This window comes from Candidatus Bodocaedibacter vickermanii (genome assembly GCF_014896945.1).
In the GTDB taxonomy this organism is placed as follows: Bacteria; Pseudomonadota; Alphaproteobacteria; order UBA6184; family UBA6184; genus Bodonicaedibacter; species Bodonicaedibacter vickermanii.
In genome coordinates this window covers 385,338-410,585 of record NZ_CP054719.1, presented here as the reverse complement: position 1 = coordinate 410,585, position 25,248 = coordinate 385,338, and the positions used below count along the sequence as shown (strand labels likewise).

General features: G+C 41.1%; 17 protein-coding genes. 8 read left to right on the top strand and 9 right to left on the bottom strand.

Features of this window, described 5'->3' with window-relative positions; genetic code table 11:
* Positions 1-253 precede the first annotated feature (253 nt).
* The 3 genes from CPBP_RS01860 to CPBP_RS01850 are packed head-to-tail and all read right to left on the bottom strand — an operon-like array spanning position 254 to position 7,345.
* Positions 254-2,737: a UvrD-helicase domain-containing protein gene (locus CPBP_RS01860; protein ID WP_350332355.1), complete on the bottom strand. Its 2,484-nt coding sequence runs from the start codon at positions 2,735-2,737 to the stop codon at positions 254-256.
* A complete protein-coding gene (locus CPBP_RS01855; protein ID WP_350332354.1) occupies positions 2,730-5,804 on the bottom strand; it encodes an MFS transporter in 3,075 nt (1,024 codons plus the stop codon). Before CPBP_RS01855 ends, CPBP_RS01860 begins: the two co-directional genes overlap by 8 nt.
* A 23-nt stretch (positions 5,805-5,827) precedes the next feature.
* Positions 5,828-7,345, bottom strand: coding sequence for a hypothetical protein (locus CPBP_RS01850; RefSeq protein WP_350332353.1), 1,518 nt, complete (start codon positions 7,343-7,345; stop codon positions 5,828-5,830).
* A 122-nt stretch (positions 7,346-7,467) separates the two neighbouring features.
* On the opposite strand from CPBP_RS01850, the gene CPBP_RS01845 reads away from it, so the two are divergent.
* From CPBP_RS01845 to CPBP_RS01835, 3 genes are all read left to right on the top strand, one after another.
* Entirely contained in the window at positions 7,468-7,746 is a 279-nt protein-coding gene (locus CPBP_RS01845; RefSeq protein ID WP_350332352.1) for a hypothetical protein, read from the top strand.
* A 63-nt stretch (positions 7,747-7,809) separates the two neighbouring features.
* Positions 7,810-8,268, top strand: a complete 459-nt coding sequence (gene rnhA / locus CPBP_RS01840; protein ID WP_350332351.1) for a ribonuclease HI — start codon at positions 7,810-7,812, stop codon at positions 8,266-8,268.
* Complete coding sequence (locus CPBP_RS01835; RefSeq protein WP_350332350.1) at positions 8,246-8,662, top strand: (deoxy)nucleoside triphosphate pyrophosphohydrolase; 417 nt, start codon at positions 8,246-8,248, stop codon at positions 8,660-8,662. The genes rnhA and CPBP_RS01835 overlap by 23 nt, the downstream gene beginning before the upstream one ends.
* A gap of 1,071 nt (positions 8,663-9,733) precedes the next feature.
* Here the strand turns inward: CPBP_RS01835 and acnA are convergent.
* Together acnA and CPBP_RS01825 are read right to left on the bottom strand one after the other, a co-directional pair.
* Positions 9,734-12,358 carry an aconitate hydratase AcnA gene (acnA, locus tag CPBP_RS01830; RefSeq protein ID WP_350332349.1) on the bottom strand — a complete coding sequence of 875 codons (2,625 nt, stop codon included), beginning with the start codon at positions 12,356-12,358 and terminating at the stop codon, positions 9,734-9,736.
* A 347-nt stretch (positions 12,359-12,705) separates the two neighbouring features.
* Complete coding sequence (locus CPBP_RS01825) at positions 12,706-13,326, bottom strand: histidine phosphotransferase family protein (protein ID WP_350332348.1); 621 nt, start codon at positions 13,324-13,326, stop codon at positions 12,706-12,708.
* Between the two features lie 189 nt (positions 13,327-13,515).
* On the opposite strand from CPBP_RS01825, the gene CPBP_RS01820 reads away from it, so the two are divergent.
* Complete coding sequence (locus CPBP_RS01820; RefSeq protein ID WP_350332347.1) at positions 13,516-14,406, top strand: hypothetical protein; 891 nt, start codon at positions 13,516-13,518, stop codon at positions 14,404-14,406.
* 38 nt (positions 14,407-14,444) lie between these two features.
* On the top strand, positions 14,445-15,458 hold the full coding sequence (locus CPBP_RS01815) for a hypothetical protein (RefSeq protein ID WP_350332346.1): 1,014 nt from the start codon (positions 14,445-14,447) through the stop codon (positions 15,456-15,458).
* Positions 15,459-15,615: 157 nt separating this feature from the next.
* Here the strand turns inward: CPBP_RS01815 and CPBP_RS01810 are convergent, their stop codons facing one another.
* From CPBP_RS01810 to CPBP_RS01795, 4 genes are all read right to left on the bottom strand, one after another.
* Positions 15,616-16,038, bottom strand: coding sequence for an FKBP-type peptidyl-prolyl cis-trans isomerase (locus tag CPBP_RS01810; RefSeq protein WP_350332345.1), 423 nt, complete (start codon positions 16,036-16,038; stop codon positions 15,616-15,618).
* Positions 16,039-16,139: 101 nt separating this feature from the next.
* The gene (locus CPBP_RS01805; RefSeq protein WP_350332344.1) at positions 16,140-17,420 is read right to left on the bottom strand and encodes an HlyC/CorC family transporter; all 1,281 of its coding nucleotides are present in this window, start codon (positions 17,418-17,420) and stop codon (positions 16,140-16,142) included.
* Between the two features lie 103 nt (positions 17,421-17,523).
* The gene (locus tag CPBP_RS01800; protein WP_350332343.1) at positions 17,524-18,120 is read right to left on the bottom strand and encodes a hypothetical protein; all 597 of its coding nucleotides are present in this window, start codon (positions 18,118-18,120) and stop codon (positions 17,524-17,526) included.
* A 67-nt stretch (positions 18,121-18,187) separates the two neighbouring features.
* The gene (locus tag CPBP_RS01795; RefSeq protein ID WP_350332342.1) at positions 18,188-18,691 is read right to left on the bottom strand and encodes a hypothetical protein; all 504 of its coding nucleotides are present in this window, start codon (positions 18,689-18,691) and stop codon (positions 18,188-18,190) included.
* 61 nt (positions 18,692-18,752) lie between these two features.
* On the opposite strand from CPBP_RS01795, the gene CPBP_RS01790 reads away from it, so the two are divergent.
* Genes CPBP_RS01790 through CPBP_RS01780 form a run of 3 tightly spaced genes read left to right on the top strand, consistent with a single transcriptional unit; the run spans position 18,753 to position 25,246 of the window.
* Positions 18,753-20,186, top strand: coding sequence for a type VI secretion system Vgr family protein (locus CPBP_RS01790; protein ID WP_350332341.1), 1,434 nt, complete (start codon positions 18,753-18,755; stop codon positions 20,184-20,186).
* A gap of 3 nt (positions 20,187-20,189) precedes the next feature.
* Entirely contained in the window at positions 20,190-23,678 is a 3,489-nt protein-coding gene (locus CPBP_RS01785) for a hypothetical protein (RefSeq protein ID WP_350332340.1), read from the top strand.
* A gap of 23 nt (positions 23,679-23,701) precedes the next feature.
* The gene (locus CPBP_RS01780; protein ID WP_350332339.1) at positions 23,702-25,246 is read left to right on the top strand and encodes a type VI secretion system Vgr family protein; all 1,545 of its coding nucleotides are present in this window, start codon (positions 23,702-23,704) and stop codon (positions 25,244-25,246) included.
* Positions 25,247-25,248 lie beyond the last annotated feature (2 nt).

Sequence of the window (25,248 nt, the reverse complement as noted above, 5' to 3'; positions counted from 1 at the left end):
CTTTGAAAGCTACACACACAGTACTTTCAAACAAACACAAGGAACTAAAACACTACTCTTCACAAAAACATCTCAAAATCATTTTTCACCCTCAATGATCCTGCGCCGAAGGTGGGTTCAAATTCCCTCTCTTTCCCTCACATTGTATTTTATTACACATCTCAAACCACACTCAATCTAATCTAAGAGGTGCAGCATCATGCTGCCTAATGGGTCCAGGGATCATCCCTGGTGCAACGGCACGTTGCCAGCGTCACGCTGGAAGGTTGCCGTACCATGAATCGGCTGAAACTTTTGTTTTGGTGGCCCCAAAAATATGCAGCTGACTTTCGGCGCGTGTCAATGCTACGTATAACAAACGGTAATACTCTTTTAGTTGACTTTCTTTATAGCGCTCTTTTAACGCCTTATATTCCAGGGTTTCATTCTGACTATCCGATGTACATAAAAACATCGTTTCAATCTCATCCGTTAGAAACACGCTACGGACTATGGGTAATTGCGTTGAATCTGCAAGAATGACAATGGGTGCTTGTAAGCCTTTTGCACCATGAACCGTCAGAATACGCAAAGCATCGTGCTCCGTCCGATTTACCTGAGCCATCGGTATGGTTTGAATATATGCCATTAATTCTGAATGCGTTGTCTTTAAGTCTCCGGTCAATTTCCATACTTTTAAACTTTCAAACACTGCTAATACGTTTGAAATATGGTAAGCTTCCACGGCCAAATGATCGATGACCCACACGCTAATTTTTAAATATAAATCTTCAAGTGATGTATACCCTTCAGTTGCACGCATCACAGATACAAACATGGGGTGATCATGAATATATTCTATTAAGGGTTTTTCACTTATAATGCGCTGTACAGCAAACAGTAATCCTTCTGTTTTCATATTGACTAATGGATTCAGCAACCATCCCATCATACTCAAGTGATCCAATGGTTGTACAATAAGGGTTAGTGTTTGCAAGATAAATTGAACAAAATGATCCTCATGCATCATCTGTCTATTAGGGGCAGAAAATGGAATTTCACGCTCTTTCAGCGCTAGTTGCAGTTGATCTAAATGCTCTCCACGTCGTCGAATCAGGATTAAGATATCGTTTGGATTTACCCTATGGAGGGTTCCTTTATGAGTGATTTCAGAACCAATCAACTTTTTGATTTCATCGGCGACTTGGTTTGCAAATACCTCATACACATCTTGATCACTTTCTTCATCAACTGTACACAGGGGATGTACAACAACATTTCCACCAGCTCCGTGAAATGCAGTATGCTTTGAATATTCTTCAATTAAAGGACGATGCTCAAAAATAGTATCTACAAAATCCAGGATCGTTTGCATCGATCTAAACGATATATCTAGGGAAACATCGTTCCAAGAACGCAATGAAGATTTGCCTAAATAATGGGTTTTAATGCGGTGAAAAATATCAGGATCAGTGCCTTGAAAGCCAAAGATTGCTTGTTTATGATCGCCAACGACAAAGATAGTTTTATGATCTTCATTTTGAAAGAATCCATCAACAATACAATCGATTAATTTCCACTGAAAAATATTCGTATCTTGCGCTTCGTCCACCAAAATGTGATCGATCTTTCGATCTAATTTGTACAAAATATGTTGAGCCATTGACGGATCAGATAACACTTCTAAGGCTTTAAAGATTAGATCGTCATAATCCAAACACCCCTTATCCAGCTTTAAATTGGTGTAATACGTCAGAAATTCGGATGCCAGTTTTACAACCAGTACTGTGCTTTGAACAGTGCGATCTCGTTTGATTTCTTGATCCCACTCAAATACCTCATCTGCCAATCGAAACAGTTGACCGACTTCGTTTGGATAAACAGTGCTTACTTTTTTGGACACTAATCGCTTTCGTGGGGTTCCTTTGTCGGTCAACAAAACATCGGTTAATGATTCCAACTTTCTTGATTTTAAGGCCTTTAACAAGGATTGAATGAATAATGCATCATTTTCAGATGCTTCAGGAATGTTTGCTAATTGATCAAAGCTAAAGGCATCCAGAGTCAATGATACCTCTTTTAACACGTCGACTTCTAACCTTGGATGATTGATATATTCTTCTAACTTTTCTTGGAATGCATCAATTCCATCCATTAAAATAAATCGAAAGAATGCTTGCTCATCCAGAATTTTTTCCACAATGCCATTAAACTTAAACCGTGAAAACACTGTGTAAATACGTTGCAATTCAACCTTAGATTGACTCAATAATTCCGATGCGGCCTGCTTAATCAAGCGCTTCATCGTAACGTCATCCATCAATCGTGACGCAAACGGAATCTTACTTTCCGTAGGGCAACTGGATACTATAGTTTGAGCAAAACTGTGAATGGTCTGAATTTGAATAGGTTCATCAAAAATCTGATTTAACAGTACCCGTGCTTTGGATACATTTTTGGGTGTTCCCCCTATGTCAGGGTCTAATTGCTGTAACCGTTTGATCAGTTCGGGTTCAGGTAGAATCGCCCACTGCTCTAAGATATGATGCAACCGATGTTTCATTTCCAAGGCAGCGGCTTGAGTAAACGTAATACACACAATTGCTTTAGGATTCGCACCTTGCAACAACAGTCGCAGTAATCGATCGATCAATACTTTTGTTTTGCCCGATCCCGCAGACGCATTCACCCATACATTCGCCTGCGGGTCTGAGGCTGCTAACTGATTCGCAGCAATGGTTTTATTGACGTTAAGCATTACCCTCTGATATCAAATGCAAGAATCCTTCGTCGTCAATGATTGCCTGTTGGGTCGTATTAATCCACCCATCTTCAGTTGCGATGTTTGCAGGAATATTAGGTCCCTTTATCATAAGCACGCCCTCTTCACCCGCTGGCAAAACAACCTTTGTTTTAGGATCAACAATCTGAGTTTGAATACCAGGTAACGGCTTTCCAAAGGATCCCTTCTTGGTACCCATTTGCTTAATCGATCCTGAAATATAGTTATTGTGATTCAAGGAAACTACTAAAGGAATTTCAGGTAATCCGAACCCTTCAAATAATTCTACATGAATTTTTTCTTCAAACTGGGTATAAATCGAATCATCTTTTGTTGTTCCAACCGCCACTGCAAATCGAACATCTGGGAATGTCAGTGCCTGACCAGAGTTTAAAATCTTGCGATAAAATTCGCTATTCGAAATCAACAACGTAATTTTATACTGCTTCATCAACGCGTTAATGGTGCTTACGGTTACCCGATCAGGTTCAACATTTGTACAAGCAATACCCACCGCATTTAACAAGGGATACCACAACTGGCCGATTGCCCCAACAGACGATTGATAGGATGCTTCTGATAAGATCCAATCTTTGTGACGCATAAACAATAACTGTGAAAAGGCTTCGGTGTTAGATAAAATATTGTAATGCGTGATATGCGTCGGCTTGTGGATATCGTCGGATAAGATCAACGCTACATCATCAGGCCCAGCCTTATTACCCAATAGTTTTTTGACTAGAAAGCGTAACGGGCACAGCAATATCCCCGTGCCAATAATGGCTGATTTAAATACGTTTACTCGCAGATCTTGACCATTAATCACATGCTTTATGCATCCTGCTAATGGCTTACTTTCATCAAATACCAAAATCTCATCCACGTTAAGTGACTTGCATGCATCGCGCAATTCTTTATCTGATAAGTTTGATGACAAGTTAACCACAGTTTTGTTCATAAACATCAACGTTAAGTTTGTAACAACTGTGAAGAATGATGGATGTCCAATCACTGCAATAATCTTGGATTTTGCATTTAAACGATGAACCAACACCTCAATAAACTTTATTGCGGTAATGATAAGCTTACCATAACTAATAGGCTTTATTTGTGGCATCGTCAACATGGGCGAGAACCAGCGCTTCTTTGCAATTTTCAAAATTTCCAACGGCAAAATATCCTGTTTAGATTTACGCAGTTGTACTGATGCATATCCAAGTTCTGTTACAGCTTTTCGAATCTCTTGGCTGGTTGTGCCAGATGGTAATGGCTTACCAAAGGTAATAGAAATTTTAGCGGGTACTTCATGTGGAATCTTAAAGAAGAACTTCCCGCGCTCATAACTAAAAATCGATCCCCAAACTTGGTCAATATAAACGGGAATTATTGGAACATTTTTAGACGATACACCTTCAATTAATCGTTCCACACCACGACGAAACGGCAACATGCTGCCTGTTCGCGTTAATTCGCCTTCTGGAAAAATACAAATGGTTCCACCAGTTTGCAGATGGTGTTTAGCAACATCCAAGGATTCTTTAACCCGTCGTCCTTCGTATACTGGAATGTATTGCAAAATCTTAAACAACCAACTGAATAACTTTAGATTGTACATTTTATGATAAATCATAAATGAAATGTTACGTTTGCGGCACGCTGACCAAATTAACAATCCATCAATATAGGTGACGTGGTTAGGCACTAAAATTACCCCACCTTTATCTGGAATGTTTTCAAGTCCCTTAACATTAATGCGATATGAAACTCTGGTAATTAAGAAATTAATTACTCTGAAAAAGAAGATCGGCAATTCTTTTAATGCATAAATTGTAATTGCGACCGTCACAATACCAAACAATGCTAATATTTTATCTTCGGGTAATTTGAGAACAGTAGCCCCAAAAATAAAATAAGCGAATGATGCAATTAACATACCCAATGTATCAACATAGTTTGCCGTTGCAAAAATGCGCCCTCGTTCGTTTCCCTTAGCACGTTGATGTAAAAAGGTATAAATCGGGATAATAAAGAGACCTGCTGAAAAACCTGTGATTCCAAGTCCTATGACCGTTTGAATATATGAGTCTCCTGAAAAGGCTGCCCACAATGTTCCAATGGCAATACCAATTGATCCAAAGGGAATCAGCCCTGGTTCATACGTATCTTTTGAATACCACCCTGCAACAATACAGCCAGCAGCAATTCCAAGACCAATGACCCCTTGTAATAAGCTTGAATAAAAATCATTCACATGCAAAATGGTTTCGCCATATAACGGTAGAATCATTTGAACTAAGGCGCCTAAAAACCAAAACCAACCAATGCCTAAAATTGCAACGGCAATTGATTTGCGACGACGAATTGTTTTTGCACTTTCCCAAATATCTCTCCATGGATTAATTGGAAATGGCTTTTTAAATACAACTACTTCAGTTTTCGGAATTCTTAAACTGTTCAAATATCCAAGAACAGCCACACCAATTAAAATTAATCCAACCATCCATAACTGAGATGCAAACCACTCAACAAACAAACCACCCAAAACTGCACCAATAATTGCAGCAATAAACACACTCATCCATAACAGTGAATTAGCCACTGATAGATATTGTTTTTCTAACATTTCTGGCAACAAACCAACCTTAGCCGGGAAAAAGATACACGAACGTGTCATCATTAAAAATAAACACACCAACATAAAGTCAACGTTACCAATGAACATCGCTAATAAAATAAAGCTTGTAATTATGATTTCAGATAACTTTACATACATAAAGATATTACGTTTAGAAAAACGATCAGATAAATATCCCGCATATCCAAGGAATAACAAATACGGCGCAGAAAATATCGCACCGATCACTGCAATATAAACGGCGGTTGTTTCATGATCAAACATTCCTTTAATCATAAACATTAAAAAGAACTTGTACGTGTTATCGGATAATGCCGACAAAAACTCTGCAATTAAATAAGATACAAAACCCTTTTTTCGTAATAATCTGCCATATGTGACAGACTCTTGTGTTAGTTCTTGATTCACGTTTTTCTCGATCCATTAAACAGTTAATCAACTAATACCTGATCTACTAGACCAAGTTCAAGAAATTTCCCAAAATAATGTCGTTTAAAAAAGATCAAAATAGACTTAAACTCTTTCTGAACTCTTGAGATATCTACACTATTTTGTTTATAGTCCATCCAGATTTCCGCACAATAGTGCGGCACCATTGATTCATGCACCTTGGTAAGTGCCGCTATAACCATCGATGTCTTTTGATCAAAGGGTATCATCAATCCTGAATTTGGTTCGATTACAATCCCAGATTCGTGAAAGAAACGTCGGATCTCTGAAAACATACGTTGATTGTGCGTATCTTTGAATTTTAACTTAGTAGGTTTAATGTTTGCAGCGACATCCAAAAAATGAGGTTTTTTTAAGGTAAATCGAACCTGATCCCCCATCACTAATAACATTAATCGATCCACAACCTCTTGCGGAGCCCTTACACGATGTTGTATATGTTGCACAATTTCATGAATGGTCATAAATCCGTTGTTTAAACATTTTCGCATCTCTGTAAAAATTGCATCCGTGAAATTAAGCGTTGCGTGACCTTTCTGAACTTTTGAAGCAAATTGATCAAAGTTCGACACACATCCAAAATAAAAATCAGCCGTGGTTCCTGTTTGAATGTTGGCGGTTTCATCATAATTTCGTTGCCAAATATCAACACGCTGAAACGGCATCATCATTAGATCATAGCGTTGAGACGCCATCAGCATATCTGAAGTGTCTCCTAGAAATGCTTTCTGATCTTGATCTAACCCAAGCTTGATATAGTTTCGTGCAATGGGTAATGTTCCAACAAACCTGAAAGCCCCCGGATTATCTTTATTAAGCGCCTGACGAATTTGGCTGGGGTAAAATGTATGAAAGTCCGCACCTTTCAAAATCTTTTCCAGATGTGATGCATCTAACGATTTCAAATATGCCAACAGTTTATCTATGAAAGCTTTATCTTTAAGGGCTGTAATTTTCTTTAATGATAAAACGCTTAGCTCATAAAATACTCTATCCAACCATTCTGATGTAATCGGATCCGTCATGCGAAACGTGATTTCTTTCAACAAATCTAGAACAACTTGATATTCTGCCCACCCTGTTGTCGCTTCGTATGGAAGGATTGCATACCCACCCGGTGCCAGGCTATCTTGAATAAAACCAACTATCTTTGATCGTTCATCCAAATTTGCAAACGATAAGGCATTCCCTTGATAGATGTACTGCAAACGCTGCGACATCCCATTATCAGGTAAGTTTAAGAAATTCTTTGTACAGTCTGCATATTGCAAATGTCGATGATAGAATGTTGCATCCGAATAGCTTTGTGCTAAAAAAGAGGTAGTGTAAGAACTGTCGCCTAGGTCTGCATAGGTGAAATTATCTGGATGTTTAACATACCGTCCCGACACCAGTGCATCTATCCATAAGACAGTATCGATCATTTGAGTTGAGTTAAATACGCATTGTTTTAGAGGAAGTTTTATTTTTTCTTGTTTTTTTAAGCGACCAAATGCCATAAAAATGAGCCTTTTTAACCATCATTTATAAAATTACAGGCTAATTATGAAAAAAGCACGTGATTTTCTTAAAAAAGTTTTTATAATAGGGGTGTTTTAAAATTAGAAAGAGGCGTCATACTATGAATCGAATTTGGTTATTAATTATTATCGTTGTTGCAGCAGTATTATATTTTGTGTTCAACAAGCAAAACGTTAAAGAAGTTGCATTAGAAGTTGAACAAAAAGCTGAAACTGTTATCCACGAAGTAAAAGAAGTTGCAGAAGAAGCTAAAGAAGAAATCAAAGAAGAAGCTAAGAAGGTTGAAGACGAAGCTAAAAAGGCTGAAGAAGTCGTAGCTGAAAAAGTTGAAGAAGTTGCTCACGCTGTTGAGAAAAAGGCTGAAGAAGCAAAGAAGTAACCTTTAACCAAAGCTGGTGTTAATTTATAGGGGGCGATACGCCCCCATTCATTTTGTGAGTTCATGAAACATATTATTATTTATACAGATGGTGCCTGCAAAGGCAACCCAGGCGCCGGTGGATGGGGCGCGATCATCAGTTATCAAGCCACTGAAAAGGTTATTTCTGGATCAGAAAAACACACCACCAATAACCGTATGGAAATGATGGCAGTGATTCAAGCGTTATCCACGTTAAAAGAACGTTGCAAAGTTGATCTGTACACCGACAGCAAATACGTCAAAGACGGTTGCGAATCATGGATGCACAACTGGATTAAAAACAACTGGTTAACTGCCGCAAAACAACCCGTAAAAAATCAAGACCTGTGGGAAAAGCTTTATGCATTATTTCAACAACAGGACATAAATTTATTCTGGGTTAAAGGACATTCGGGGCACCCCATGAATGAACGTGCCGATGCACTAGCAACCCAAGCCATTAAAGATCTTTTGAAGGGTGGAATTCATTATCGTAATTAAACCCTTAATCGTTGTATCCGCCATTGCGCTAATGAATGATCACAACCAAGTTCTGTATGCGCAACGCCCAAAAGGCAAAAGTATGGAAGGCTTGTGGGAGTTTCCAGGCGGAAAACTGGAGCCCGGTGAAACTGCAGAAAAAGCAATTCAACGCGAATTGATGGAAGAATTAAATCTGCATGTTGAGTTGACCGATCTAATCCCCCTGACATTTGCAAGTCAAGAGTACGATGACTTTATCATGATTATGCCTTTGTTTATTTGTAGACAATGGTCAGGAACCCTTCATCCAAATGAAGGTCAAGCCTATGCCTGGGTTAATTTAGACGATTTAAAATCGCACCCCCCGCCCCAGACACCACAACTGTTGAAAGTGATCAGAAGAAGTGTTTAACGATATTAAAATCACCCACTTAAACACCAAGCTATGAATGTTATAAAAAACTTCATATTGTGTAAAATAGTCGCATATCTATTACTTAATTCATACATATCTGTATGATTGACACAATCAATCGGTTTATCAATGATTTTCCCTGTTCTATTGATTTGTTGTCAAAAATATTCTTTTTCTAATCACTTTCAACAGTTGTGCCCATGCCCCCCGCAGATGAACCTTTATTAGATCATATCTTGAAATTTCTGAAGGCAACGTGCCGCCAACCTGCGGTTGGATCCATTAGGTTAGATTGAGTGTGTTTTGAGGTATGTAAGAAGAGGCTAGTTGAGGGGATGAGAGAATTTTTGACCTACCTTCGGCGCAGGATCATTGAGGGTGAAAAATGATTTTGAGATGTTTTTGTGAAGAGTAGTGTTTTAGTTCCTTGTGTTTGTTTGAAAGTGCTGTGTTTGTAACTTTCAAAGTTAAGTTATATAGAATCCGTGTCAGATCACATCGGATCTAAGCAACGTGACGTTGCATCCATTAGCGTGATGTTGTCGTTATTTAGTTTTAAAACCGAGAGAATCCCCAGTAACCCGCACGTGCAAAAAGAACCCCATTTCTTACACGAATGGGGAAAGGCGGACTTTAGTATACTATACAAAGTCGGTGTTTTACGAGCCCGTCGGCTCTAGGGGTTGTTTACAGGAGCTGTGACTACTGATCGGGTAGCTGAGCGCCTGTACTGGGGATTCGGTTCGGCGTGTCTTTGAGTGGTTCAACCAATGGCTGAAAGATTCAAAGACGTAGAACGAAAAAAGGCTACCCAGGTTTTTGGGTAGCCTCTTCGCAATTCTAGTTATTAGTATACATAAAAAGTTTGAGAAGTCAATAGTTTTTTCAGACCGGCGTTGTTTTTTCAACCCGTGTCTGTGCGAATCGAATCTATCTATAGGGTGCAGCATCATGCTGCCAACGTGCCGTTGCATCCATTAGGTTAGATTTGGAGCTTTATAATCCGTGTCAGTGCGAATCGGATCTGATCTAATGGGTCTAGGGATCATCCCTGGTGCAACGTCACGCTTACATCATGCGTGTGCGTAATACGTAGGGTAGTATACCTCCATGACGATAGTAGTCAATCTCTGATTCCGTATCCAGTCGGCAGAGCAGTGGGACTGTGCGTTCCGTTCCATCTGAGTAGGTGATGTGTAAATCAATCTTTGAACGGGGATGATTTAAATCTTTAAGTCCTGGGATATTAAAGATTTCATTACCAGAAAGTTGAAGATCTTTTCGAGTGATTCCATCCATAAAGGTGAGGGGAAGAACGCCCATTCCGACTAAATTGGATCGGTGGATGCGTTCAAAGGATTCGGCAATGACTGCTTGGATTCCCAGTAGTTTTGTGCCTTTTGCAGCCCAATCGCGGGATGATCCTGTTCCGTATTCTTTTCCTGCAATTACGATAAGCGGTGTGTTTTGAGCTTTATGTTCCATTGCGGCATCATAAATGCTGGTGATATTTCCGGAAGGATCTTTTGCGAATCCGCCTTGATGTTCTGGTGTTAGCTCGTTTTGAATGCGTATATTTGCAAAGGTTCCGCGCATCATGATTTCGTGATTTCCTCTGCGAGATCCGTAGGAGTTAAAATCGTCTTGTGAAACACCTAATGTTTGCAGGTGTTTTCCAGCTGGGGATGATGGTTTGATATTACCGGCTGGAGAGATGTGATCGGTTGTAATACTGTCGCCAAACATCGCAATAACTCTTGCATTTTCGATATTTTGCAAAGCAAGGGGGGCTGATGAGAAGTGTTCAAAATAAGGTGGGTTTTGAACGTAAGTACTGGTATCTTTCCAAGGGTAGAGTGCTACTTTTGGAGTCTGTAATTGTTTCCAGATCTCTGATCCTTCAAATACATTTGCATATTTAGACTGGAAGATAGTTTGAGTTAACGTTGTTTCCAAAGTTTTTTGAATTTCATCATTGGATGGCCAGATGTCTTTTAAATAGATGGGTTGACCTGTGGGGGTGATGCCAATGGGATCGTTTTCAAATTCAATAAGTGTTGTGCCTGCTAATGCATAAGCAACGACCAGCATGGGAGATGCCAAAAAGCTGAGTTTAACTTGAGGATGAATGCGACCTTCGAAGTTTCTATTTCCAGAAAGGACTGCAGCGACATCCAGTTGAGCTTCGTCGATAGCTGTGGCAATTTTAGGGTCTAATGGCCCGGAGTTTCCGATGCAGGTGGTACATCCATAGCCGACCAAGTTAAATCCCAATTGATTTAAATAGGGAGTGAGGTGTGCTGCGTTTAGATACTCTGTGACGATTTGAGATCCGGGGGCTAACGATGTTTTAACCCACGGTTTTGATATTAACCCTTTTTCAACGGCTTTTTTAGCCAGTAGTCCAGCGCCAATCATCACAGAAGGATTTGATGTATTTGTGCAACTGGTGATGGCGGCAATAACAACGGAGCCATCTTTTAATTGATAGTCTGTGTTCGGGATGTGTACTGATTTAAAGCTTTCGATTGCGTTGGATACACTGCTTGCAACGTTGGATAGTGGGATACGATCCTGAGGGCGTTTGGGCCCTGCAACAGAGGGTGCGATGGTTGATAGGTCTAGTTCTAACGTATCAGTGAAGATAAGATCGTCTTGTTCACGCCATAGTCCCACAGACTTTGTATACTGTTCAACGAGTTGAATAAGGTCTGGTGAGCGATTCGTGAGTCGAAGATAGTTTAGTGTTTCTTGATCTACTGGAAAATATCCGCAGGTTGCGCCATATTCAGGCGCCATATTGCTGATGGTGGCTCGATCGGCTAATGATAGATAATCTAATCCTGGTCCGTAAAATTCAACGAATTTTTCGACAACGCCTTTTTTGCGAAGCATTTCAGTAACTGTCAATACGATGTCAGTTGCTGTGATACCTTCGTTAGCTTTTCCAGTTATCTTAAACCCAATGACCTCGGGAAGTGTCATTGACATACCAAGTCCAAGGGTTGTGGCTTCGGCTTCGATGCCGCCGACACCCCAGCCAAGGACGCCTAACCCATTAATCATGGTGGTGTGGCTGTCAGTGCCAATGACGGTATCTGGGAATGCCCAGTGTTCGCCGTTAGTGTCGTTTGTCCAAACGACTTTTGCAAGGTATTCTAAGTTTACCTGATGGCAGATGCCCGTGCCAGGGGGCACGACACGAAAGTTTTTAAAGGCGGATTGCCCCCATTTTAAGAATTCGTACCGTTCGGTATTGCGTTGAAATTCTAAGGTTACATTTTTTTCGAACGCCTCAGAGTTCCCCGAATGATCAACAATGACGGAATGGTCTATAACCAAATCAACGGGAGTGAGTGGATTTATTTTTTCGGAATTTCCACCAAGGGTTGCCACGGCATCGCGCATGGCAGCAAGGTCTACGATTGCGGGTACACCGGTGAAGTCTTGCATCAGTACGCGGGCGGGAGAATATTCAATGTCAGTTGGGTTTTTCCCAGATTGTGCCCAGTGTTTGAACGCTAAAACATGATCTTTTGTGATGTGGACTCCATCTTCGTGGCGCAGCACATTTTCCAATAATACTTTAAGGGAATAGGGGAGGCGTGCAGCCCAATCTAATGTATTTAGGTTGTGTACGGCATAACGTGTGTTGCCGATTTGAAGATAGCTTTTTGTAAAAAATGAGTTCATGTTCGTTTGTCCTGTTGTCAACAATCATATCGGAAAAAAGTTAACAAAGTCTTTTTGAGGAGAAATCTATAGCTAAACACACACATAAAACGATTATGCAGCGCCCTTTGCTCCACAATGCCAAAAAGGCAAGCGGGAGCAAATCTGCGCCGATAGGGTAAGAAGATCGTCGATAACCCTTGATAACGAGGTTCTCCACGATTGACAGGTGGTAGAATTGTCTCCAAAGTATCGCAAGAAGTCATTTTTTTCTTTCAGCGCAATGTGTCAACTTTATCCGTGAGTCGCCATGTTCTGAGGCGATTTATTGAAACCGATTAGAAATTTCATTTTTCAAACGGATAAATCTATGCTTTTAAAAATGCGGTTAGCGACGTTGGAGTGTGTGTTGATTCAAGGTGTAGCCCCAATTCTTTTAGCCCCATTAACACAAGTTCGGGTAGAATTGTTTGGGTTCTGTAAGATTCCCTGACGTTTTTTAGAATTTTATCTAACGATGGGCTCATGATGACCATGGGGCCTGTGGCTTCGAATGAGGTCAGCTTGGGGGAAATAGATAACGTAATTGAACCCCCTTTAGGAAGCGTGTCAATTAATAAATACAAAATGCAGGTCGTAATTCTTAGCAACAACGTTTCTTGATCTGAGGGTGGATCAAATTCATCTAAATAAAATTTGATTTTAAAGTGTGTGCAGGCATTTTCACAATGTTCAGTGAATTCTTTTTTTGTTGGAAGCGTGTCATTTTTACCGAATGCAAATGCGTACCTGAAAAAATTGATGCGACGTAATGTTTTGTTTAAGCTGTCTTTTAATAATCCATAGGCTGGATCAAATTTGATGTTATCGGGAAGATGATCGTCCAATAAGCTTAATCCCATATCAATAGCACTGACGGGTGCAACGATATCGTGGCAAATTTTTGAGGATAAAGATCCCAAGAATGAAAGTGTGTCTTTTGTATTCATGTCATTATTTTTATTATTGTAGTTAAGCGTAAGATAATTTGGAGAGGATGTAAAGGGAATATATTTTGTTAAGGATGTCATAAGCGTAGAGATGGGTAACGCACGTTAGACCCTATACACTTGACAATGCTGGATGGCGTCTCTATATTAAAGTTGAGATTAAAATATAATGCAAAAAAGAGAAGCATTATGAGATATTTACCTTTAAAATCCCTATTATTATGTACCGTATTAACATCAACCGCATCTGCTGCTGCCACATTGCATGAATCACATAGAGGTGATGGTCCGGGCACGCATAATTATTCACGTGGTGGTCAAGAGGTTAGAGTTCCTGTTAGTGAGCTTATACAGCTCCAAGACATGGTTAGGCACATGTTAGCCGCAAGTCCTGCGTCACCTACAATACCCCTTGATGAGAGGCGTGTAGCAGCGTTGCCAGCTACAACAGTTCGTGTTGATGAAGGAGAGAGAGCCGTGGTTGCGTTAGAATCAAGAATGGATAGCATTAACCTTCACAATAAAGACATTACCTTTTCCAATGCGAGTGATTTCTTAGGTGAAATTCAACGATTTGTGGAAACGTATCAAGTAGCATCTCGAACTGATTCCTTTGTTGTTGATTTATCTGCAAACTCCATTGATGGAGGATTTTTGGAAAGACTATTAGTTGTGTTGGAGCCGGTTAAAGATCGTGTATCAGAACTGCGATTACATCAAAATGGGCTTTACTTACGAAGTATAGAACAATTAGCGCCTTTATTAATGTTAGAGAGCTTTAAATATTTAACAGTTTACGCTAATTTCATCGGAACTAAACGATTGTTAGCATTTGGAGAGGGTGTCTATGATGAGGATGCTGACGATGGTTACGATGCTGTTTACTTAACGCAAGATGATTTGTTGAAATTACCAATGGATCAGCGACGCACATGTTTGCAAAAGATGATTTGGATTCCTAAAGCTTATTTCAAACCTGATGGGGATCCAACGAATGTACCAACAGTTGAAGGGCTTATTCGTAGTGATGAAATCCTTCGCATTCATCGTACGTATTACGGATTACCTGTCCGCGATTAATCGTAAATCAATAGCCTTACTAGAAGAAAGTTACTCCCATGAAATATGTTTTTCTAAGGACATTGTTCCTTATTGTATTTGTATTCCAGTTTACATTAACGTTAACAACGGCGGCTACAGCTGCTGCCGCAGAGGCTGCCCCAAGTTTTTCTGATTGTCCTACTGTATGGTGTCGGTATTCTGTAGAGACTGTTGCAGCACATTTTGAATTAATGAGTAAATTACCGGCAATTGAAAGGTTAGATTCAAAGATTAGCGGGGCGAATTTTGCCACTGCTTTTTTTAACGGGAAGCTCTTAGAAGTTGGAGAGGGTGATTCTGCTGTGTGTGTATTCACCAGTAATCACATTCATGATTTTGAAATAGGTGCTACTTATGATCGTGATCCGAGAAGAACTTTTCAAAGAACTATCATTAGTAAGGTTAATGCTATTAGGGATAAGCAAGCAGCTTTAAAAATTAGTGCGATTAGAGATGATTGGTTTGATCGTTTTGCAGCAGAAATTGAGGCAATTAAAGCTGAAGTTATTGCGCCGGCAGAACGAGTCAGAGGAATATATTCTGCATATAAAATTTTACAATCAAGGTATCGGAGTGAATACCCTTTTGTATTCAGAATGAAAGAAACGTACCCATGTTTTGATAGTGAAGCCAGTATTGCTCGATATGGAACTTTTAAGCTTAGATCAGAAGACTTAAGTAGCATGGATCTTTTAGAGTTACGGATTCACTCTCGATTCAATCCTTGTTTTTTCTGTGTTCAAATGCTGCACCATTATGCGCAACATTGGAGTGAAATGTTGGGTAAACCAGTGCGAGTGTTTGTAAGTAGTCAGGAAGTTTATCATATGCCTGAGGATGTAATGCCGGCGGATCATGTGATACCTGAAGGTGTTATGATTAAGTATGGGTTAACTATAGAGCGTGAATTAACTCTGGAAGAGATGGAGTCGTTTACTTATTCACCGGGCAGACCAGGGAAGATTATTCAAACGTTTTTACCAATGGTTGATGAGACAGCACCAGCTGCAACGGCGGCAGCTAGTGAGTAATTAAACAGATCTAGAAAGATTATATTTAACATGGAGAGATTTGCCCCACGATACTCCTTGCGGGGTAAGTTGGGGCGAGGCTGCATCTGCCAGATCGATGCTTAAATCCGTGTCGGATCACATCGGATCTAGTTAAGGGAGGCAACGGCAGGTTGCCTTATTCTATAGAGATAAGTTCAACGTCAAATAATAGAGTACTGTTTGCAGGAATGACGCCTGGGATTGCTCTGGAGCCATATCCTAAGTCTGCTGGAATGATCAGCTTGCGTTTACCGCCAACCTTCATTGACATAACGCCTTCATCCCATCCTTTAATCACAACGCCTTTTCCAATTGGAAAACGGAAAGGGTCTCCACGGTCAACGGAGCTATCAAATTTTGTACCGTTTTCTAAGGTGCCTGTATAGTGTACGACTACGGTTTTTCCTGCAACTGGGATTGGTCCTGTACCTTCTTGGATATCAACATATTTTAAGCCAGATGGGGTAGTAATGGTGTTATCTTTTTCAGTCATTTTTTGTGTAGCTCCTTGATTGATGTTTTTGGATTGAGAGGGGGCAGCATAACTGGATATAGCCATGCACATAACCCCAATGCAAAACAAAGTTTTTGATATAAAATGCATCATTGTTATCCTAATAAACACAGATACTTTAAACAAGTGAGTATAAAAAATCCACCCTATTCTTCAGTAGGTTTGGGGGAGACGGTATATGTAATACGAATGCGAGTAATTTGATTCCTTTTTCGTGCGATGATTTTACACTTTAATCCATGAATCATAAACTCTTGACCGATTTCAGGAATTTGTTCGGTTTCATAAATGATAAGTCCCGCAAGAGTTGCCGCTTCCGCGTCGGGTAGATCCCAATCAAATTCACGGTTTAAATCGCGTAATGTTACCCACCCATGCACAGAGATTGTGTGAGGGCCTTCACGGCGGACACCTGGAACGGTGACGTCATGTTCATCATCAATTTGGCCAACAATTTCTTCTAAAATGTCTTCTAATGTTACAATCCCAAGCAGGGCGCCATATTCATCGACCACGCAGGCTAAATGTTCTCTGCGTTCTCTGAACGCGTTTAACTGATCTAATAATGACGTAGATTCTGGGATGAACCACGGTTTTACACACGCGGTTTCAAGGCTGATATCTGACATATCACCATCGTGACGGGCAAGGGCTCTTAATAGGTCTTTTGTATGAAGGATACCCACGATGTTTTCACGGTTATGTAACCATACGGGATGACGAGTATAAGGACTGGATAAGACTTGTTCTAAAGCCTTGTCCAAAGGAGTTGATGCATCAATCATCACCATATTTTTACGATGCGTCATGATTTCATCGACGCTAACGTCAGCAAGATCAAGAATGCTTTCCATCATGGCTTTTTCATTTCGGGCTTTTGAACCCATATGAGCGTGAAGGGCAATTGCACCTTTTAATTCATCAACGCTTTCGTTGGGGTCATTTTCTTTGAAGCGAACTCCGGCTAGTCGTAATGAAAAGCGAGCAATGAGGTTGGTAAGTCTTAAAAAAGGTTTAGCAATTTTTAGAAAAACTTTAATAAAACCAACGGTTTTAACAGCGATCTTTTCAGGATAATAATAGGCATAAATTTTAGGAATAATTTCGCCATAGATCATAATCAGAGTGGACATGATGATTGTAGCCAGCATAACCCCAGCTTCATCGAATACACTGGTAAGGGCTGCGGTTGCAACTGCTGTGGCAGATACTTCAAGCAATGTTTCGCTGGCAAGAAGGGCGCCTATAATATCGGACATGCTTTTTCGACGTAGTTCTTCAACTTGGGCGGCTTTGCGATTTCCTTTTTTGATAAGGTTTTGCAGTTTGCCTTTGGAGGCTGCTGTAAAGGCTGTTTCAACGGCCGAGATAAAACCACTTAATACAAGACATAACAGGACAATAATTAAAAATAGGAAAATAGACACGCGGTTACCTTAAGATATTCATTATTGCCAAAATATACACTAAATTATGGATAACAAAAATAAAAAGCTTCCCGAAGGAAGCTTTTTATTAAAAGTAAGGTGTTTATTCGTCATCACCCTCATCTGAATCACCGTTTGAATCATCGGATGAATCGCTGTCTGAATCATCTTCATCAGCGTCGTTACCGCTATCTGCATCATCACCTTGATTTTCAACAGCATCTTCAATTTTACTTGCAACGTGTTTTGCATAATCTGCATCAAAATCACCGCCTGCATCTTCATAGGCTTTTTTCTTTACAGCATGATCAGCACGGTGAGCTTTCGCAGTTGCACGGTGCATTGCTGCCGTTGTTTTGTGTTCCGCAGCAGCTGCATCATCACCATCGTCAGCAGCTTGTTGTGCCGCTTGATCGGCATCATCAGCGGCAGCATCAGCTTCGTCAGCTAAATGCATGCTTTGGGCAGCGCCTTGGAACATAGATCCGGCTTCAGGGCCCATTTTAGCTGCAACTGCAGCTCCACCCGCTTTCATCGCCATTTTTCCAATAGAACCATGGGCTACTTTTTGGAAAGCTTTCTGGGCTTTTTTACCCATTTTTTTCAGCGAATCAAAAAATCCTGCGTCAACTGTAGTATGTGTGAACGAAGCACCCAGCATTAATACAGTCATTAGTCGTAGTGTGGTTTTTAGTTTCATTGATTGAATCCTTTCTTTAATCATTTCATTATTGAAGTAATGGTAACTAAAAACAATGAATAAAAGGTTAAGAAGAGACAAAAATACTCTGAGAAACGTGATTAATTTTTGTTAATGTGGATGAAAGATCAGGGGTTTCATCGTTTATCCACGTGTAAAGAATATTGCAAATAATTAAGGTGTGGGTGATTTTATCTAGAAATGTTTCGATTTTAGAGTTTAGTAGTGTTTGAGTAAGCTCATTTACAACTGGGACTAAGTTGAAATTTTCAAAACTGAGATTCTTTTGATTAAAGAGTGTTTGAAAGTCTGCTTTATAATCTGAAAGGTTTTCCAAAAAAGTTAACATCAAATCAAAGAAATCATCGGTGGATGCAGGCGATTTAATATTTGTCGTAATCTGAGCGGCGTTTAAGGCATCCATCAATACTTTTGAGATCACAGAATGCGCACTATGAAACGATTCATCTATCTGGATATTTAAATCACGTTCAATGGTTTTTGCGGAGTAGGCATTAATGCCATGCGTCGCAATCCAGCTAATAATTTCTTTTAACGAATTATGGTTCATTTCTCTCTTTAGTTCTGAGTTAGGTTGATTTATACTTTTATATAATAAAGGAATAATAAAAATGTTAAAGGAAAAGCTGTTCACCCGGTTTGATTGCTTTTTAGATGATCCAGATGCCTCAGAACCTCAGTTTGAGGTAGTGTCTGCTGACGTGACAGAAGCTTTATCTACGTTTTATGAAATTAAATTAACATTATCATCCAAGCATTTAAATTTAATTCCACGCGCTTTTATCAAAAAGTCTGGATGCTTAATGTTAAATTTTGGTCATCATAATCGATATTTCCATGGGATCATTGGTGTATTTAAACAGTTGGCGTTAAGTTCCACCCCTGAAGGGGATTCGATTTCGTTATATGAAGCACGGTTATATCCACAGTTATGGTTTTTGAGATTCAATAAGGAGTATCGAATTTTTCAAGAAAAAAGCACGTTAGATATTGTTGAACAGTTATTAACGGAAAACAAGCTTTTGCATGTGACGTTTCCAAAGTTTCATAAAACATCAGCGTTAGAGCATTCAGACCCGATACGAAAATATTGTGTGCAATATGGGGAGTCGGATTTTGATTTCATTTCAAGATTGTTAGAGGATCGAGGGTTTTATTATTATTTTGATCATCAAGCAACACGGCACACGCTAAAATTGGCGTTTACTCCCCATGATCATAAGCCGTGCCATTTTGTTGATACGGTAGAAATTAGAGACACTGATTTTAGAGGGAATGAATTAAATAAAATTCTGACCTATGAGATTTCTTCGCACATGCAATCAGAACATCAAGTACTGATGGATTATAATTATCATACTGCGTCATTAGAGATGGCATCGCACACACATTCCGTTGGTGATAGTGGCGCGATGTATAATTATCCAAGCGGATTTAGTCACTTGAGTGATGGGCATACAAAAGTAAAGCATTTAGTTGAGAAAGATGAGTCAGATATTATAACGCTTGCGGGAATGTCGGCAGCCCCGTTTTTTAGTCCTGGGTTTAAGTTCACGTTGTCAGGGCATCAAAATCCAAAGTTTGATGAGAAAGTATTTACGCTTGAAACGGTGACACATTCGATTAAAGATCCAAGATTTGTAAAAGACGATGATCTTGTGTATACGAATACGTTTACAGCATTTCTAAGTACGTCGCATTATCGACCTGAACTTAAAACTCCAAAGCCTAAAATTCATGGGACTCAAACGGCAATAGTGGTTGCGCCCCATGGGGAAGAGGTATGGACAGATGAACAAGGTCGCGTTAAGGTTCAATTTCATTGGAATCATCGCGGGTATAAAACGCCCATAATTCTAAACAGTGCAGAAGATATGCACAAAAAACACCATCATAAAAAACAAAGACATAACGTTTCATTAGACGAAGATGAGGATGTGGTTGTTCGCCAGAATCATCACAAGAAACATAAGCACTCTATGGATAGAGATGATAACGTTGAAGATCTACACAATGAGCCCGCCATGATGCTTGAGGGAGAATAAGATATGGCAGAGGGTGTATTCAAGACCATTGAAAATTTTCTTGAAAAAGAAGTAGAAACCATTGAGGAAAATGGCCAAAAAAAATCACTGTATCCGGAGAGATTTAAAGGGGATATTTTAGAAAAATATGATCCATATGATGAGGATAATGGGGATCATGAAGCTCATGCTGAAGAATCTGCAGTCGATGATCCTGATCACACTGCGGAATGGTTTCCTGCCGTAAAGGGAGCAGGAAAAGCAAAGTCTGTTCCAGCTCCATCGGTTGCGGGGGGAAACGCTGATGGAAAACAAGATGGAGGTCTCGCTGCTGGTGCAAAGGCAGGAGCTAGGGATGGGACGCAGGATGCTCAGGGTGCACAGGCGGGTGGAGCTGGTGGAGACTCATCATCGAATGCGGCTAGTGGACAGTCGGGTGGTGGTTCAACTGCTGGTGCAAAGGCAGGAACCAGGAATGGGACACAGGATGCTCAGAGTGCCCAGGCGGATGGAGCTGATGGAGATGCATCATCGAATGCCGACGGTGGACAACAGAGGGGTGGTTCGACTGCGGGTTCAAAATCAGGAGCAAGGAATGGAGCCCAGGATGCTCAGGCGAATGGAGCCGATGGGGATGCATCATCAGATGCCGACGGTAGTAGACAGTCGGGTGGTGGTTCAGCTGCGGGTTCAAAATCAGGAGCAAGGAATGGAGCCCAGGATGCTCAGGCGAATGGAGCCGATGGGGATGCATCATCAGATGCCGACGGTAGTAGACAGTCGGGTGGTGGTTCAGCTGCTGGTGCAAAGGCAGGAACCAGGAATGGGACACAGGGTGCCCAGGGTGCACAGGCGGGTGGAGCTGGTGGAGACTCATCATCGAATGCGGCTAGTGGACAGTCGGGTGGTGGTTCAACTGCTGGTGCAAAGGCAGGAACCAGGAATGGGACACAGGATTCTCAGGATGCTCAGGCGAATGGAGCCGATGGGGATGCATCATCGAATGCCGACGGTGGGCAACAGGGTGGTGGTTCAACTGCTGGGGCAAAAGCAGGAGCAAGAGATGGGGCGCAGGGTGCTCAGGATTCTCAGGCGAATGGAGCCAATGGAGACTCATCATCAGATGCAGAAGAGGCTGATGTGCAAGATGGCTCGGCAGATACTACGTTTGATAAAAAAGCACCTAGCTTAATAGCAGACTTAGATGCGCTTGCCGAAAAAGGTAAAGAAGCTAAGATTAAAAAAGAAACCCTCAGAGGGGTTAGACGCACCTTAGAAGAGCCACACAAATTATATAAAGATCCGGAAAGGTTGGCTGCGGCACGTTCGGGAGATCCAGAAAAAATAAAGCATAGTTTAAAACGGTATGGGCGTAGTGTCGAACCAAAAGATGACGCTGACCCACAGGATATTAGTGCTGATCCCAAAAAATTAAACGACATAAGAGCCAATCACAATAAAGCAATTCGTGGGATGATTGATATTGGACAGCAGTATGGTAAAGATCCGTTTGATGGAATGGATCCAGCTGATGTGCAAGAAATTATGGAGCATCATGCAGCTGAACATCCTCACCGTAAACATAAGGCACCCTATGTACCCTCAACATCAAATGCAGATGATGATGGCGGGGATAGTAGCTCTGGTGGTTCAAGTGGGAATTCTACAGCGGCAGGTTCGGACGATAGTTCTTCGGACGATAGTTCTGGAGAAGATGATGGCAAAGCGGCTGCTGATTCAGCTGTTGGAAATTCATCCGGAGGTGATTCTGCAGGCGATGACTCTTCAGGTGATGGTTCGACGGATGATGGAGATGGTGAATCCCCTGCGTATCCTAAATTGAATGAAGCACAAGATTTAGATCTTGATAATCCCAGTGATGCGGATGGTCTTACACCTAAGCGTAAGAAAAAGAAACGTTCATATCCAAAACCTTATAGCAACAATGAGGCTCCAAATGATTTGCAGTTAGCGTGTGATTCGTTGAACGCAATTGCAGCTGCTGGGGGCAATAGCAATAGTGACGATGGTGGCAGTGGCGGCGATGATGATACACCTTCTGATGATGCGCCATTGCACAAGAAAAAAGCACATGCTGCAAAAAAGGTGGTGAAATGTTTGAATCGAATTAGATCATTCCAACAAGATCCAGCAGCCTGCGAAGGAGCCTTTGTGGATGAGGCTTCTGAGGAAGGGGCTGAAGTGGCGGGGTTAACCCCAGATGAAATAGAACAGAATTATTATAGTTTAAAAGACGTATCGACCCGATATAAGAAAACCGTGAATTCACAAGCTGCTGATACTGGTGACGGATCAGATTCAAGTACAGCTGATGATGACGCTACCGATGATACTGGCAGTGCAGTTGAAGACGATGATGCAGGGGACAAAGAACTAAATTCCGATAGTGATAATGATAGTGACGATGAAACAGAAGATAATCATCCTCATAAAAAAAAGAAGCATAGCAACCCAACAGCGGATGATGATGGTGCGGGTTCTGTGGCAACACCTCAGTTGGGTTCAAATGTATTAATCAATACAGCAGGGGATGATGGGGAGACTGAAACCCCTGATATTGAAATGTCATTACCCGCAAACCAATTTCCAGATACAGTGGTGAGTACGGCTGATGCAGGTTCAACTGATGCAGGTTCAACGGGGGGGGCGACTGATGCAGGAGATCAAGATTCATCCGATGATCAAGATGCAACGGCGTCTGGAGATGGTAGAGATCCAGTCAGTCAAGTCACTGGAATGTTATCTGGATTATTTTCCGGAGGGGGGGAGGCAGATGTACAAGAAGAAGCTTCTGAAGCTGAGGGGGCAGCTAAATCAATAAAAGGCGCATCAGGTAAACTTTCAAAAGTTGAAGGAGAAGCCAAATCAATAAAAGGCGCTGCAGGTAAAGTTTCAAAAGTTGAAGGAGAAGCTAAATCGATAAAAGGCGCATCGGGTAAACTTTCAAAAGCTGAAAAAGAAGCTAAATCGATAAAGGGTGCCGCGGGTAAACTTTCAAAAGCTGAAGGGGAACTATCTAAAGTTGAGGCAGCAGGGAGTAAAGCAAAAAAGGCTTCGTCTAAAATCAAAGGATTGAAAGGGGCTAAGGCTAACTATTCCAAGATGATCAACCTGTGTTCAAATCCAATGGATGATGTAACAGAAGCGGAGAATGTATTGGCCGGTGTGAACGATTTAGCGCAACATCCCGATGCTGTAATCAATCAAGCGAATGGACTAATTAGTGCGGGACAAGCTGGAATTAGTGCCCTTGCAAGTGCGAAGTCTCCTGAAGACGCAATGGGAATAATGACGGGCATGGCTGCGCAATTAAGTGGGGGTGGAAGCGATGATAGCACAGATGATACGAGTGGTAATTCAGATGGATCGGATAGTCCCGATTCCACATCCAATGCACCAGTAGAAAGTGTTGATGATGGATCAGGGACTAATGATGGGACGGAAAGTACGCCAGCAGAATTCGCAAATGCTGGGATGTATGGCGATGCGTAGACATATGAGTGAAAGGTTGATACATGAAACGAGATAATGATCTTGCTGAGATGGATACAGATAATATTTCAGATAGCCAGGCTGATGAATCGGATGCAGCCGAAGAGCATTATCATGCGTCTAAACGAATAACGCACCATACACAACATCATACAAATAAGCATCAGGCAACTCATTCACAAACTCATTCGTTACATGAACGTACAAGTTGTTGGATACGTGTGGCTCAATTGATGGCTGGACATGGATGGGGCAGTTATTTTATACCACGCGTTGGGCAAGAAGTCGTTGTTAGCTTTATTGATGGAGATCCTGATCGTCCTATTATTACGGGATCTGTATATAACAGTGATCATCATTTACCGTTTATTACGTGTGCATCCCATGATACGCAGGATGAATCACCGGCAGGGGAAATGAATCCCTATTACACGGGATACCTGTCGCAGACACAAAATGGTGGAGTTGGACATAACGAGTGGCGATTTAATGACGTTGTAGGGTCTGAAGAAATTTATATGCATGCGCAAAAAGACATGCGTACAGTGGTTGACCACGATGAAATGACACATGTGCATCGAAATAGATCGATATTAGTAGAGCAACAAGAAGATCACACTGTCAAGGCTGATCGTAATCTTGAAGTACTACAAAACCAAACAATTCATGTAGTTCTGAATGAAACTGTGGCTATAGATGGTGATCGAGCGGAAACAATAGGGGGTAACTTAACACAAAGTGTAACGAAAGATAAAAACGTTCAAATTAGTGGAAATTTTACAACCCAGGTTGCAGGTGATGTGGGAACGACGATTCAAGGCGTTCAGCAAATTTCCATCGCACAAACAAACACTGTAAATATTACGTCAGACGAGACATTGCAAATTGGTGGCAATCAAGGGGTTACAATAGAGCAATCAAGAACCACAACCATTAACCAAGGTGACGATAGTTGTACGTTAAGTTCTGGTGGCGTTCAGCTAACCATTGAAAAAGGGAATCGTTCCACCTCATTTAATTCAGGATGTGGATATATTACGGATTCAACAACTGTAACATTAGGAACAGTATCGACCAATATTACAGCAGGAACCTATGAGATTTCTATTGATTCAGGCGTAATGGATTTTTCAGTTGGCGAAGGATCCATGGTATTTTCTGTTGAAGGAGGCATGGGGATAGAGGTTGGTGGAGATAGAACAATTGCTGTCGAAGGTGCAGAAGAACATGAAAATGCAGGTGATTTTATACATACCGTTGAAGGAATGTATGAACTGAATGTGACGGGTGAGCTTAATATTTCCGTAGAAGGTGCCATGAGCATAGAGGTTGCTGCAGAATTTGAACTTGCAGCAGGGGGAGGCGTGAATATCGAAGCAGGGGGAGAAGCCAATATGGATGCGGGGGGTGAAGTAGGCATGGGCGCTGGTGGCGCTGCCGGAGTAGAAGCTGGCGGTGCTGCAAATACAGGTGCAGCAGGTGCAGTTTCAATGGAGGCTGCTGGAATTGCAAATACCGCTGCTGCAGGAATTGGTTCTACAGAAGCTTCTATGGCAATGATTTCATAATC

What these genes read in the sequence shown, in the direction of transcription:
- CPBP_RS01860 (WP_350332355.1), bottom strand. Translation starts at nt 2,737, where the DNA reads ATGCTTAACGTCAATAAAACCATTGCTGCGAATCAGTTAGCAGCCTCA.
- CPBP_RS01850 (WP_350332353.1), bottom strand. Translation starts at nt 7,345, where the DNA reads ATGGCATTTGGTCGCTTAAAAAAACAAGAAAAAATAAAACTTCCTCTA.
- CPBP_RS01845 (WP_350332352.1), top strand. Translation starts at nt 7,468, where the DNA reads ATGAATCGAATTTGGTTATTAATTATTATCGTTGTTGCAGCAGTATTA.
- rnhA (WP_350332351.1), top strand. Translation starts at nt 7,810, where the DNA reads ATGAAACATATTATTATTTATACAGATGGTGCCTGCAAAGGCAACCCA.
- acnA (WP_350332349.1), bottom strand. Translation starts at nt 12,358, where the DNA reads ATGAACTCATTTTTTACAAAAAGCTATCTTCAAATCGGCAACACACGT.
- CPBP_RS01825 (WP_350332348.1), bottom strand. Translation starts at nt 13,326, where the DNA reads ATGAATACAAAAGACACACTTTCATTCTTGGGATCTTTATCCTCAAAA.
- CPBP_RS01820 (WP_350332347.1), top strand. Translation starts at nt 13,516, where the DNA reads ATGAGATATTTACCTTTAAAATCCCTATTATTATGTACCGTATTAACA.
- CPBP_RS01815 (WP_350332346.1), top strand. Translation starts at nt 14,445, where the DNA reads ATGAAATATGTTTTTCTAAGGACATTGTTCCTTATTGTATTTGTATTC.
- CPBP_RS01810 (WP_350332345.1), bottom strand. Translation starts at nt 16,038, where the DNA reads ATGGCTATATCCAGTTATGCTGCCCCCTCTCAATCCAAAAACATCAAT.
- CPBP_RS01800 (WP_350332343.1), bottom strand. Translation starts at nt 18,120, where the DNA reads ATGAAACTAAAAACCACACTACGACTAATGACTGTATTAATGCTGGGT.
- CPBP_RS01795 (WP_350332342.1), bottom strand. Translation starts at nt 18,691, where the DNA reads ATGAACCATAATTCGTTAAAAGAAATTATTAGCTGGATTGCGACGCAT.
- CPBP_RS01790 (WP_350332341.1), top strand. Translation starts at nt 18,753, where the DNA reads ATGTTAAAGGAAAAGCTGTTCACCCGGTTTGATTGCTTTTTAGATGAT.
- CPBP_RS01785 (WP_350332340.1), top strand. Translation starts at nt 20,190, where the DNA reads ATGGCAGAGGGTGTATTCAAGACCATTGAAAATTTTCTTGAAAAAGAA.
- CPBP_RS01780 (WP_350332339.1), top strand. Translation starts at nt 23,702, where the DNA reads ATGAAACGAGATAATGATCTTGCTGAGATGGATACAGATAATATTTCA.